Consider the following 12,849-nt stretch of genomic DNA (forward strand, 5'->3'; position numbering starts at 1 on the left):
TCTTGAAAAGGGTCGGTTTTTGCTCCTTTTCAGGGCGTTTTTCAATTTGCGCTAGAAGCAAAAGCACCAAGCAGGCGCGGGATGTGAGTACCAGAATTTATTTCCTGACGAGCTGCTTATTATTCCGACAAAAAAATGGTTGCACCCGGTTGCACCTAGACGACCGCGCAGCTAATCTTGCCGCCAGCTGATGCCACGCGGTCGTGGCAAACATGAGGATAAAAATATGGCTACCACCACCCTTGGGGTCAAACTTGACGACCCGACCCGCGAACGCCTCAAGGCCGCCGCGACCTCGATTGATCGCACGCCGCACTGGCTGATCAAGCAGGCAATTTTCAATTACCTGGAAAAACTCGAGGGTGGTGCAACCCTGACCGAGCTGAACGGTTTGACTGGCAAAGACGCCGACGACGCCGGCGAAGTCCATACCGATCACGCGCACCAGTGCTTCCTGGAGTTTGCTGAAAGCATCCTGCCGCAATCGGTGCTGCGCGCCTCGATCACCGCCGCTTACCGTCGCCCGGAACCTGAAGTGGTGCCGATGCTGATCGAGCAAGCGCGCCTGCCGGCCCCGATGGCGGAAGCCACCAACAAGCTCGCCGCCTCGATTGCCGAAAAACTGCGCAATCAGAAAAGCGCCGGCGGCCGTGCCGGGATTGTTCAGGGTCTGTTGCAGGAATTTTCCCTGTCGTCCCAGGAAGGCGTGGCACTGATGTGCCTGGCCGAAGCGCTGCTGCGCATCCCGGACAAAGGCACTCGCGACGCGCTGATCCGCGACAAGATCAGCACCGGTAACTGGCAGCCGCACTTGGGCAACAGCCCGTCGCTGTTCGTCAACGCCGCCACCTGGGGCTTGCTGCTGACCGGCAAACTGGTCGCCACCCACAATGAAGCCGGCCTGACGTCGTCGCTGAGCCGCATCATCGGCAAGAGCGGTGAGCCAATGATCCGCAAGGGCGTCGACATGGCCATGCGCCTGATGGGCGAGCAGTTCGTCACCGGCGAAACCATTGCCGAAGCCCTGGCCAATGCGAGCAAGTTCGAAGCCAAGGGCTTCCGCTATTCCTACGACATGCTGGGTGAAGCTGCACTCACCGAGCATGACGCCCAGAAATACCTGGCCTCGTACGAACAAGCCATTCACTCGATCGGCAAAGCCTCCCACGGTCGTGGGATTTATGAAGGCCCGGGCATTTCGATCAAGCTGTCCGCCTTGCACCCGCGTTACAGCCGTGCACAGTACGAGCGCGTGATGGACGAGTTGTACCCGCGCCTGCTGTCGCTGACCCTGCTGGCCAAGCAGTACGACATCGGCCTGAACATCGACGCTGAAGAAGCCGACCGCCTCGAGCTGTCGCTGGATCTGCTGGAGCGCCTGTGCTTCGAACCGCAACTGACGGGCTGGAACGGCATCGGTTTCGTGATCCAGGCTTATCAGAAGCGCTGCCCGTATGTGATCGATTACGTGATCGACCTGGCTCGCCGCAGCCGTCATCGCCTGATGATCCGCCTGGTGAAAGGCGCGTACTGGGACAGCGAGATCAAGCGCGCCCAGGTCGAGGGCCTGGAAGGCTATCCGGTCTACACCCGCAAGGTGTACACCGACGTTTCCTACATCGCCTGTGCACGCAAACTGCTGTCGGTGCCAGAAGTCATCTACCCGCAGTTCGCCACGCACAACGCCCACACGCTGTCGGCCATCTACCACATTGCCGGTCAGAACTATTACCCCGGTCAGTACGAGTTCCAGTGCCTGCACGGCATGGGCGAACCGTTGTACGAACAGGTTGTAGGCAAAGTTTCCGAAGGCAAGCTGAACCGTCCGTGCCGCGTGTACGCACCGGTCGGCACTCACGAAACCCTGCTGGCGTACCTGGTGCGTCGTCTGCTGGAAAACGGCGCGAACACTTCGTTCGTCAACCGCATCGCCGATCAATCTATTTCGATTCAGGAGCTGGTGGCCGATCCAGTGGCCAGCATCGAGCAGATGGCGACGCTGGAAGGTGGCTTCGGCCTGCCACACCCGCGCATCCCGCTGCCGCGTGACCTGTATGGTGCCGAGCGCGCCAACTCCAGCGGCATCGACATGGCCAACGAACATCGTCTGGCTTCCTTGTCCTGCGCCCTGCTGGCTACCGCTCATAACAACTGGAAAGCGGCGCCGATGCTCGGCTGCGCGTCCAGCAGCGAACCCCCTGCGCCAGTCCTGAACCCGTCAGATCTGCGTGACGTGGTTGGTCACGTGCAAGAAGCCACCGTCGAAGACGTCGACAACGCGATCCAGTGCGCCCTGAACGCCGCCCCGATCTGGCAGGCCACCCCGCCCGCCGAACGCGCCGCGATTCTGGAACGTGCCGCTGATTTGATGGAAGGCGAGATCCAGCCGCTGATGGGCTTGTTGGCGCGTGAAGCCGGCAAGACCTTCGCCAATGCCATCGCCGAAGTGCGTGAAGCCGTGGACTTCCTGCGTTATTACGCGGTGCAGGCGCGCAACGATTTCACCAACGATGCCCACCGCCCATTGGGTCCGGTGGTCTGCATCAGTCCGTGGAACTTCCCGCTTGCAATCTTCAGTGGTCAGGTCGCTGCTGCCCTGGCCGCCGGTAACCCGGTACTGGCCAAGCCTGCGGAACAAACCCCGCTGGTGGCCGCTCAAGCCGTGCGTCTGCTGATCGAAGCCGGGATTCCGGAAGGCGTGCTGCAATTGCTGCCGGGCCGTGGCGAAACCGTTGGTGCCCGTCTGGTCGGCGACGATCGGGTCAAAGGCGTGATGTTCACCGGCTCCACTGAAGTCGCTCGTTTGCTGCAACGCAACGTCGCGGGTCGTCTGGATGCACAAGGCCGTCCGATTCCGCTGATCGCCGAAACCGGCGGCCAGAACGCGATGATCGTCGACTCCTCGGCGCTGACCGAACAGGTTGTGATCGACGTGGTGTCGTCGGCATTTGACAGTGCTGGCCAACGTTGCTCGGCGCTGCGGGTACTGTGCCTGCAGGAAGATTCCGCCGACCGTGTCATCGAAATGCTCAAAGGTGCCATGGCTGAATGCCGTCTCGGTAACCCTGAGCGCCTGTCCGTGGACATCGGCCCGGTGATCGACGCCGAAGCCAAGGCCGGCATCGAGAAGCACATCCAGGCCATGCGCGACAAAGGTCGCAACGTGTACCAGGTGGCCATCGCCAACAGCGAAGAAGTCAAACGCGGCACCTTCGTGATGCCGACCCTGATCGAACTGGAAAGCTTCGACGAGCTGCAACGGGAGATCTTCGGCCCGGTACTGCACGTGGTGCGCTACAAGCGCAAAGAGATCGATCAACTGATCAGTCAGATCAACGCTTCCGGCTACGGCCTGACCCTGGGCGTACATACTCGCATCGACGAGACCATCGCCAAGGTGATCGACAACGTCAACGCCGGTAACGTCTACGTGAACCGCAACATCGTCGGTGCTGTGGTTGGCGTGCAACCGTTCGGCGGCGAAGGCCTGTCGGGGACTGGCCCGAAAGCCGGTGGTCCGTTGTACCTGTACCGTCTGCTGTCGACGCGTCCTACCGATGCAATCGAACAATCCTTCGCTCGCGGCGATGCTCTCGCTGCACCGGACATCCGTCTGCGTGATGCCATGAGCCAACCGCTGACCGCGCTGAAAGCCTGGGCCGACAGCAATCAGTTCGCTGACTTGAGCACCCTGTGCGTACAGTTCGCGGCGCAATCGCAAAGCGGGATCACCCGTGTTCTGGCCGGCCCGACCGGCGAGCGCAACAGCTATGCCATCCTGCCGCGCGAGCACGTGCTGTGCCTGGCCGACGTCGAAGGCGATCTGCTGACCCAACTGGCGGCGGTATTGGCCGTGGGCGGCTCGGCGGTATGGCCGGACGCTGAACCGGGCAAGGCCCTGTTCGCACGCCTGCCGAAAGAAATCCAGGCGCGGATCAAGCGGGTGGCTGACTGGACCAAGGACGAGGTGGTCATTGATGCGGTTCTGCATCATGGCCATTCCGATCAGCTGCGTGCGGTCTGCCAGCAAGTGGCCAAGCGTGCCGGAGCGATTGTTGGGGTTCATGGTTTGTCGCAAGGCGAGACCAACATTGCGCTGGAGCGTCTGGTGATTGAGCGGGCGTTGAGTGTTAACACCGCTGCGGCGGGTGGTAATGCCAGTTTGATGACGATCGGCTAAACCGCAATAGAACCGGGCGCCTGCAATGGGTGCCTGGTTTACACAATACCTGTGGGAGCGAGCCTGCTCGCGATAGCGGTATTTCATCCGACATCTGTATTGGATGACATACCGCTATCGCGAGCAGGCTCGCTCCCACATTTGATTAGCGGTGCCCGCACCACACCATCACGCGCATCAATCATCCTGTTCAGCCTCTATTCCCACGCCTAGACTCGGTCCATTCCAAAAAAAGGTAGGCCGCCATGTCCGAGACGTTGCTCAGTTCCCGCAATCTGGCTTTCGAGCTGTATGAAGTCCTTGATGCCGAGGGCCTGACCCAGCGCGAGCGGTTCGCCGAGCACAACCGCGAGACCTTCGATGCGGCTATCGGCACCGCCCGCAGCATCGCCGAGAAGTTCTTCGCCCCGCACAACCGCAAGGGCGACGAGAACGAACCGCGCTATGAGGACGGTCAGGCCATTCTGATTCCGGAAGTGAAACCGGCGGTGGATGCATTCCTCGAAGCCGGTTTCCTCAACGCCGCGCGCAGTTTCGACGCCGGCGGCATGCAACTTCCTACGCTGCTGTCCCAAGCTTGCTTTGCGCACTTTCAGTCGGCCAACGCGGCGTCGACCTCCTACCCGTTCCTGACCATGGGCGCGGCGAACCTGATTGAAAGCTTCGGCACCGATGAGCAGAAGCAGCGCTTCCTGCAACCGATGATCGACGGTCGTTTCTTCGGCACCATGGCGCTGACCGAACCGCATGCCGGCTCGTCGCTGTCGGATATTCGTACTCGCGCCGAGCCTGCGTCCGACGGTACCTATCGACTCAAGGGCAACAAGATTTTCATCTCCGGCGGCGATCACCCGCTGTCGGAAAACATCGTGCACATGGTGCTGGCCAAACTGCCGGACGCGCCAGCCGGGGTGAAGGGGATTTCACTGTTTATCGTGCCCAAGTTCCTGGTCAACGATGACGGTAGCCTGGGCAAACGCAACGACGTGTTGCTGGCCGGGTTGTTCCACAAGATGGGCTGGCGCGGCACAACGTCCACCGCGCTGAACTTTGGTGATAACGGCGAATGTGTCGGCTATCTGGTGGGCAAGCCGCACCACGGTTTGAGCTACATGTTCCAGATGATGAACGAGGCGCGGATCGGCGTCGGCATGGGCGCGGTGATGCTCGGTTACGCCGGTTACCTGTATTCCCTGGAATACGCCCGCGAGCGGCCGCAAGGTCGAGTGCCGGACAGCAAGGATCCGACCACCGCACAGGTGGCAATCATTCAGCATGCCGACGTCAAACGCATGCTGTTGACGCAGAAGGCGTACGTCGAAGGTTCGTTCGACCTTGGGCTGTACGCGGCGCGACTGTTCGACGACACCACCACGCTTGAGACTGAAGCCGAACGCAAACAAGCCCATGAGCTGCTGGATTTGCTGACGCCGATCGTCAAATCCTGGCCGTCGGAGTTCTGCCTGAAGGCCAACGAACTGGCGATCCAGATTCTCGGCGGCCACGGTTACACCCGCGAGTATCCGGTGGAGCAGTATTACCGCGACAACCGTCTGAACCCGATTCATGAAGGCACTCATGGCATTCAGTCGCTGGATTTGCTGGGTCGCAAACTGGCGCAGAACGGTGGTGCAGGGCTCAAGCAATTGATCCGCCTGATCGCCAACACCGCCGAGCGCGCGCAGGCGTATGAATCGCTGACCGCGTTGCGTGAACCATTGGAAAAACTGGTAGCGCGCCTGCAAAGCGTGACCATCGGCCTGTTGACCGATCTGGCTCAAGGCAAGGTCAACAGCAGCCTGGCGAACTCGGCGCTGTACCTGAAAGTGTTCGGGCACACGGTGATTGGCTGGCGCTGGCTGGAACAGGCGATTCGCGCTGAGGAAGGGTTGGCCAAGGGTAATGCGGCGGATGTGGGCTTCTATAAAGGAAAGCTGCAAGCAGCGCGGTACTTTTTGACCTGGGAAGTGCCGGGTTGCCACCATGAACTGGCGATTCTAGAGGCGCGGGATGATGTGTGTTTGACGATGCAGGATGAGTGGTTCTGACACCCTCTCACTGATCGTTCCCACGCTCTGCGTGGGAATGCCTCAGGGGACGCGGAGCGTTCCAATGGGACGCGGAGCGTCCCGGGCTGCATTCCCACGCAGAGCGTGGGAATGATCGGTCAGGTAAGTTTGAAGCTACCCATCTGCCGCGCCAGATCATCCGCCAACCGCTGCAACATCTGACAATCCTCACGACATGCCCTGACCTCCCCCGCCGTAGCCCGGGCCAAATCAGAAATCCCCTGCACGTTGCGGTTGATTTCTTCCGTCACCGCCGACTGCTCTTCCGTCGCCGTCGCCACCTGATGGTTCATGTCGCTGATGCGCTCGACCTGCCCGGTAATCGCCGTCAACGACGCCCCGGTGCGCTGACTCGACTCAACGCCGGTGCCGGTCGCTGCTTGCCCGGCGTGCATGGAAGACACCGCATTCTCCGCGCCCTGCTTGAGGCTGCCGATCATCTGCTGAATCTCATCGGTGGACGACTGAGTCCGCCGCGCCAATGTCCGTACTTCATCGGCCACCACTGCAAACCCGCGCCCCATGTCCCCGGCCCGCGCCGCTTCGATGGCCGCATTCAAAGCCAAAAGGTTGGTTTGCTCGGAAATCCCGCGAATCACCGCCAACACCTGATCGATGGACGCTACTTGATGGGCCAACTCGCCCACCGCACCGGCAGCAATACCAATCTCATCGGACATGCTTTCGATATGCCGAATCGACCCGCCCACTACGACCCGCGCCTGCAGCGCTTCATCCCGTGCGGTTTGTGAAGCGACGGCCGCGTTGCCGGCGTTCTGCGCAATTTCCTGCACGGTCAGGCCCATTTCGTGGACAGCGGTGGCGACCATGTCGGTCATTTCCTGCTGACGGCCCGAGCGTTCGGCCGTGTTGTCCACCACCCGCGCCACTTGGCCGACCGCCGAGCGCAAGCGCTCACTGGTGGCCAGGACTTCGCCGATCATGTCGCGCTGACTTTCCAGGAACCGATTGAAACCGCGAGCGAGGTCACCCAGTTCATCAGCGCGGCTGGAATCTAACCTGTGGGTCAAATCTCCACCACCGCTACCGATGGCTACCAGCGCCGCTGTTACCTGACGAATCGGTCGTACCAACCCACGGGCGAGCAACACCACCAGCAGCAGGCACACCAACGCCACCGCCAGACCAATGCCACTGCTCATCCACATCGCGCGGCGGGCTTCGGCGTAGATCTGCGACTGCGGCACTTCGGCCACCAGGGTCCAGCCCAGATCACGCAGCGGCAGGCTCAGTGCCAGAAAATCTTCGCCATCGCGAACAAAACTGCTGGTGGCGAACGCGGCGGAGGTAGAGAGCTGCCCCGTGACCGCTTGCGCCGCCGCAGCGCCGATCTGTTCGACCAGCGTACGCTTGCCGCTGAACTGCGCCTCAGGGTGAACCTGGATCAAACCGTCGGAGCGCACGAGATAGACCTTGCCGCGCTCACCGAAGTTGAAATTGTGGATCAGTTCCGACAGCTCTTTCATGCTCAAACCAAGCCCGGCGACGCCCACGACTTTGCCGGCGTGTTCGACCTTGAGGTCAATGAACAGCGCCAACTCACCGGTGGCGGTGTCATTGTCGATATTGAGGGTGCGCGGCTGGTTGCTGTCGAGGAACGAATAGAACCAGGCGTCATTGGGATTGGAACGGCTGAGCGTGCGGTCCAGGCCTTTTTCAGTGATGTAATGGTTTGAAGCGGCCCCGATAATCAGCGCGGTAAAGGCTTTGTGCTCGGCGCGGATGCCTTCCAGATACTTCACGAAGGTGTCGGTCTGGGCGCTGTTTTCGCCCCCGGCCAACCAGTCGCGCACCATGCTGTTACTGGCGATGTCCTTGGCCGCAGTGAGGGGTTGAACGAGGATTCGTTCGATGTCGTTGCGCATCGCCTCGATGCTCGACGGCAGCGCTTGTTCGACCAGATAGCGCTGGGCGAGGCGATTGACCACGAGGGTATAAACGCCAACCACGATCAGAATACTGACCAGCAGGGCGGTGCCCATGCTCAGGATCAACTGCCATTGAATACTGCGTCGCCAGAACTGCATGGAGCACCCCCAAAGAATAAGAGGCTGAAACACTGCAACAGCCATGCCGATTGTATACAACTCAAACGACAATTTATTCTTTGGTTGTGCGCAAAGCTGATCAGGCTTGATTGATTGTCTTGGCGATCACTTCAACCGTGGCGCTGACTTGCTCTTGGTAACGGTCGAGTTCTTGCTGGTGACGCTTTTGCATTTCGATCTGCTGCGAGCACAGATTCATCGCCGCCAGCACCAGCAAGCGGTCACCGATCAGCGTCGGGTATTTCTTTTTGGTCTCGGCCAGGGCGGCCTTCAACATTAATGCAGCGTCCAGCAGGGTCTGCTCTTCCCCGGCCGGCGCCTTGATCGAATAGTCCTCACCCAGAATCGAGACGACTTTTACCCCTGCGGCGCCGTAACTCATGCGCTGACAGGGCCGGCGCTGACACGCTCAACCAAGGCCTGAATGCGCGCGGCGGTGGCGCCTTGCTTCTCTTCCTGTTCCATCAGGCTCAGTTGCAGGCTTTCGTTTTCATCCTTGACCTGGGCCAGTTCTGCACTCAGGGATTGATTGGTGCCGAGCAGGGCCTGGTTCTGCTGCACCAGGTCGCTGACCAGTTGTTCCAATTGGCTTAGGGATGCTTCCAACATTTTGATTTTCCGGGCATTTTCAAAGGGCGCGTACGATAAAGAAAAGTCACCACAGATGCCAGGGTTATGCAGGCGCAAGGCCTTGATTTTCCTGGCGGGCGACCTTCCTCGCGAGCTTTAAAGACTGTGATTGGCGGCTCTGGTTCCTGCACTTCGTCGCCGCAGCCCTTCTGCGACAAAAGCGCGCAGCACCTCAAGACTTTAGTCGTATGACCGATAAGTCATGCATATAGCAGTCTCAGCCCCGCACGGATGCGCTTTTTTCGGTGAACACCATGTCCTTACGAAATATGAATATCGCACCGCGGGCGTTCCTCGGTTTTGCCTTGATTGGCAGCCTGATGTTGGTTCTGGGTGTGTTCGCCCTGAATCAGATGAGCAAGATTCGCGGCGCCGCCGAGGAAATCACCTCGAATAGCGTACCGAGCATCAAAAGCCTCGACGAATTCACTCAGCTGACCTTGCGCCTGCGCGTCCTGTCCTACCGTTTGCTGGTGAACCGCGAGCCGGATGTCCAGCAAAAGACCATGGGCCTGTTCGACACCCGTAACCAGCAGATTCGTGATGCTCAGGCGGCCTACGAAAAGTTGATCGCCAGCCCGCAGGAACGCGCGGCCTACGATCAATACGTGCAGTTGCTGGGGCAATACCGTCAGATTGAAGACCGGATGAAGACCCTGTCGCGCAACAATCAGATCGACGAGCTACGCACCCTGGTCAATACCGATTTGCTGACCAACTCCGAAGCAATCAACACCGTGCTCAACCGGTTGTTGGAGATCAACACTCAGCAGACCACCGACACCAACCAGCAAGCCGTCGAGCAGTATTCTTCGGCTTTCAATCTGGTCGTCACACTGCTGGTCATCGCCACCGGCCTGACCCTGCTGTTCGCCTGGCTGCTGACCAACAGCATCACCAAGCCAATCGCCAATGCCCTGAGCGCCGCCGAAGAAATCGCCGAAGGCAACCTGACGCGCCCGATCACGGTCGACGGTGAAGACGAAGCCGGTCGTCTGCTGGCCGCCATGGCGAAGATGCAGGACAAACTGCGCGACACCCTGCAACGGATTTCCGGTTCGGCCACGCAACTGGCGTCCGCCGCGGAAGAGCTCAATAGTGTCACCGACGAAAGCGCCCGTGGCCTGACCCAACAGAACAACGAAATCGAGCAGGCCGCCACCGCCGTCAACGAAATGACCAGCGCCGTGGAAGAAGTCGCCCGCAACGCCGTGAGCACCTCCGAAGCCTCGAAAAACGCCACCACGTCGGCTGGCGACGGTCGTGACCTGGTACAGGAAACCGTCAGTGCCATCGAGCGCATGAGCGCCGACGTACAGAGCACTGCCACCCTGATCGGTGATCTGGCCAACGAGTCGCGAGACATCGGCAAAGTGCTGGATGTGATTCGCGGCCTGGCCGACCAGACCAACCTGCTGGCATTGAACGCAGCCATCGAAGCAGCCCGTGCCGGTGAAGCCGGGCGTGGTTTCGCGGTGGTCGCCGACGAAGTGCGTGCCCTGGCCCATCGCACCCAGCAGTCGACCAGCGAAATCGAACGCATGATCGGCAGTATCCAGAGCGGCACCGAACACGCCGTGGATTCAATGCGCAACAGCACCGAGCGCGCCGAGTCGACGCTGAACATCGCACGTGGGGCCGGCATGTCGCTGGACACCATCAACAGCGCCATCGTCGAGATCAACGAGCGCAACCTGGTGATCGCCAGCGCGGCCGAAGAGCAGGCACAGGTTGCCCGCGAAGTGGACCGCAACCTGGTGAACATTCGTGACCTGTCGGTGCAATCGGCCACCGGTGCCAACCAGACAAGCGCTGCCAGCAGCGAGTTGTCGCGCCTGGCGCTGGACCTGAACAACATGGTTGGGCGGTTTAGCCTGTAACCGAGTAAGGCCGAAAAGATCGCAGCCTTCGTAGGAGCGAGGCTTGCCCGCGAAGGCGGTGTATCAGTAGACATAAATTGAGACTGACACATCGCCTTCGCGGGCAAGCCTCGCTCCTACGAAGAGCTGCAGCAGGCTGCGATCTTTTGATCTGCAAAAGCTTTTTGACAGCATCACATTTCAACAGGTTAGAATCGCTGGCACGCAGACTGCATGGTCAGTTTGTGCCCGCCTTTAGCTTTCTGGAGTACTGCCTTTGAATGCGACGACCATCAACAGCCTGTTCTTGATCGGCGCGTTGCTGGTAGGTGCGAGCATTCTGGTGAGCTCACTTTCATCGCGTCTCGGTATCCCGATACTGGTGATCATCCTCGCGGTGGGCATGTCGGCCGGTGTCGACGGCGCCGGCATTATTTTCGATAACTATCCAACGGCTTATCTGGTCGGCAACCTCGCCCTGGCAGTGATCCTGCTCGACGGCGGCTTGCGCACCCGGGTGGCGAGTTTCCGCGTGGCGTTATGGCCGGCGTTGTCGCTAGCCACGGTCGGGGTGTTGATCACCACCGGACTGACCGGAATGGCGGCCGCGTGGTTGTTCGACCTCAATATGATTCAGGGCCTGCTGATCGGCGCCATCGTCGGTTCCACCGACGCCGCGGCCGTGTTCTCGCTGCTGGGCGGCAAGGGCCTGAACGAACGGGTGAGCGCGAGCCTGGAGATCGAATCCGGCAGCAACGACCCGATGGCGGTGTTCCTCACCGTGACCCTGATCGACATGCTCGCCAGCGGCGAGACCGGCCTGCACTGGGATCTGCTCCTGCATTTGATGCGCGAGTTCGGCATCGGCGGTGTGATCGGCCTCGGCGGTGGTTGGCTCATGCTGCAACTGGTCAACCGTATCAACCTTGCGACCGGCCTTTATCCGATTCTGGTGATTGCTGGCGGTCTGGTGGTGTTTGCCCTGACCAACGCCCTGCACGGCAGCGGCTTCTTGGCGGTGTACCTGTGTGGCCTGGTGATCGGCAACCGCCCGGTCCGCAGTCGCCACGGCATTTTGCATATGCTCGACGGCATGGCCTGGCTGGCCCAGATCGGCATGTTCCTGGTGCTGGGGCTGTTGGTCACGCCCCATGACCTGCTGCCGATTGCTTTACCGGCGCTGGGCCTGGCGCTGTGGATGATTCTGTTTGCTCGTCCGCTCTCGGTGCTGGTCGGTCTGTTGCCCTTCAAGGCGTTCCATGGTCGCGAGAAGGCATTTATCTCCTGGGTTGGCCTGCGCGGTGCCGTCCCGATCATTCTGGCGGTGTTCCCGCTGATGGCGGGGCTACCCAATGCTCAGCTCTACTTCAATCTGGCGTTCTTTATCGTCCTGGTGTCGCTGCTGGTGCAAGGCACAAGCCTGCCTTGGGTTGCCAAGCTTTTGAAAGTGACCGTCCCGCCAGAGCCTTTGCCGATCTCGCGATCGGCGCTGGAAGTGCATGTCACCAGCGAGTGGGAGCTGTTCGTGTATCGCCTCGGTGCCGAGAAATGGTGCATTGGATCCCCTCTTCGCGAGCTGAAAATGCCCGAAGGTACCCGTATCGCGGCCTTGTTTCGCGGCCAACAACTGCTCCATCCGTCGGGTAGTACGGTGCTCGAAGTCGATGATTTGCTCTGCGTCATCGGCCATGAGCACAATCTTCCGGCCCTCGGAAAACTCTTCAGTCAGGCTCCGCAACGAGGTCTGGATTTGCGCTTCTTCGGCGACTTCGTACTCGAAGGAGACGCCCAGCTGGGCGCGGTTGCTGCCCTGTACGGGTTGAAAGTCGAAGGCATCGATCCGAACATGTCCCTGGGCCACTTCATTGCCCAGAAAGTAGGCGGTGCGCCGGTAGTCGGTGACCAGGTGGAATGGAACAACACCCTCTGGACCGTCGCTGTCATGGAAGGGAACAAGATTGGTAAAGTGGGCGTCAGATTCCCCGAAGGAAGTCGCCCCGGCCCCGGCCTGTTCCTCTAAACTCCACACTTCGTCTCGTTTT

General features: G+C 60.3%; 7 protein-coding genes and 2 pseudogenes. 5 read left to right on the forward strand and 4 right to left on the reverse strand.

What is annotated here, in order from left to right; all coding sequences use genetic code 11:
- Nucleotides 1–226 precede the first annotated feature (226 nt).
- Nucleotides 227–4,180, forward strand: coding sequence for a trifunctional transcriptional regulator/proline dehydrogenase/L-glutamate gamma-semialdehyde dehydrogenase (putA, locus tag PMI30_RS17230; RefSeq protein WP_008009114.1), 3,954 nt, complete (start codon nt 227–229; stop codon nt 4,178–4,180).
- 245 nt (nt 4,181–4,425) lie between these two features.
- The gene (locus tag PMI30_RS17225; protein WP_008009115.1) at nt 4,426–6,228 is read left to right on the forward strand and encodes an acyl-CoA dehydrogenase; all 1,803 of its coding nucleotides are present in this window, start codon (nt 4,426–4,428) and stop codon (nt 6,226–6,228) included.
- 119 nt (nt 6,229–6,347) lie between these two features.
- Here the strand turns inward: PMI30_RS17225 and PMI30_RS32110 are convergent, their stop codons facing one another.
- The 4 genes and pseudogenes from PMI30_RS32110 to PMI30_RS17210 form a co-directional block, all read right to left on the reverse strand.
- Nucleotides 6,348–7,193, reverse strand: coding sequence for a methyl-accepting chemotaxis protein (locus PMI30_RS32110; RefSeq protein WP_443216300.1), 846 nt, complete (start codon nt 7,191–7,193; stop codon nt 6,348–6,350).
- A 21-nt stretch (nt 7,194–7,214) separates the two neighbouring features.
- Nucleotides 7,215–8,342 (reverse strand): annotated as a pseudogene (locus PMI30_RS32115) (HAMP domain-containing protein); the annotation flags it as partial.
- A gap of 55 nt (nt 8,343–8,397) precedes the next feature.
- The gene (locus tag PMI30_RS17215) at nt 8,398–8,700 is read right to left on the reverse strand and encodes a cell division protein ZapA (protein ID WP_007903196.1); all 303 of its coding nucleotides are present in this window, start codon (nt 8,698–8,700) and stop codon (nt 8,398–8,400) included.
- The gene (locus PMI30_RS17210; protein ID WP_008009118.1) at nt 8,697–8,927 is read right to left on the reverse strand and encodes a hypothetical protein; all 231 of its coding nucleotides are present in this window, start codon (nt 8,925–8,927) and stop codon (nt 8,697–8,699) included. The genes PMI30_RS17215 and PMI30_RS17210 overlap by 4 nt, the downstream gene beginning before the upstream one ends.
- Before the next feature lie 290 nt (nt 8,928–9,217).
- Here PMI30_RS17210 and PMI30_RS32120 point away from each other — a divergent pair.
- The 3 genes and pseudogenes from PMI30_RS32120 to PMI30_RS17200 form a co-directional block, all read left to right on the forward strand.
- Nucleotides 9,218–9,973 (forward strand): annotated as a pseudogene (locus PMI30_RS32120) (MCP four helix bundle domain-containing protein); the annotation flags it as partial.
- On the forward strand, nt 9,965–10,828 hold the full coding sequence (locus PMI30_RS32125) for a methyl-accepting chemotaxis protein (protein WP_375538752.1): 864 nt from the start codon (nt 9,965–9,967) through the stop codon (nt 10,826–10,828). The pseudogene PMI30_RS32120 and the gene PMI30_RS32125, both read left to right, overlap by 9 nt.
- A 256-nt stretch (nt 10,829–11,084) precedes the next feature.
- Nucleotides 11,085–12,827 carry a potassium/proton antiporter gene (locus PMI30_RS17200; protein WP_008009120.1) on the forward strand — a complete coding sequence of 581 codons (1,743 nt, stop codon included), beginning with the start codon at nt 11,085–11,087 and terminating at the stop codon, nt 12,825–12,827.
- Nucleotides 12,828–12,849: the final 22 nt, after the last annotated feature.

The sequence above is a fragment of the Pseudomonas sp. GM50 genome, assembly GCF_000282375.1.
Lineage (GTDB): Bacteria > Pseudomonadota > Gammaproteobacteria > Pseudomonadales > Pseudomonadaceae > Aquipseudomonas.

Excerpts from the sequence above, each read along its gene's own strand:
- PMI30_RS17215 (WP_007903196.1), bottom strand. The coding sequence starts at position 8,700 with ATGAGTTACGGCGCCGCAGGGGTAAAAGTCGTCTCGATTCTGGGTGAG.
- PMI30_RS17210 (WP_008009118.1), bottom strand. The coding sequence starts at position 8,927 with ATGTTGGAAGCATCCCTAAGCCAATTGGAACAACTGGTCAGCGACCTG.
- putA (WP_008009114.1), top strand. The coding sequence starts at position 227 with ATGGCTACCACCACCCTTGGGGTCAAACTTGACGACCCGACCCGCGAA.
- PMI30_RS32110 (WP_443216300.1), bottom strand. The coding sequence starts at position 7,193 with ATGATCGGCGAAGTCCTGGCCACCAGTGAGCGCTTGCGCTCGGCGGTC.
- PMI30_RS32125 (WP_375538752.1), top strand. The coding sequence starts at position 9,965 with ATGCAGGACAAACTGCGCGACACCCTGCAACGGATTTCCGGTTCGGCC.
- PMI30_RS17225 (WP_008009115.1), top strand. The coding sequence starts at position 4,426 with ATGTCCGAGACGTTGCTCAGTTCCCGCAATCTGGCTTTCGAGCTGTAT.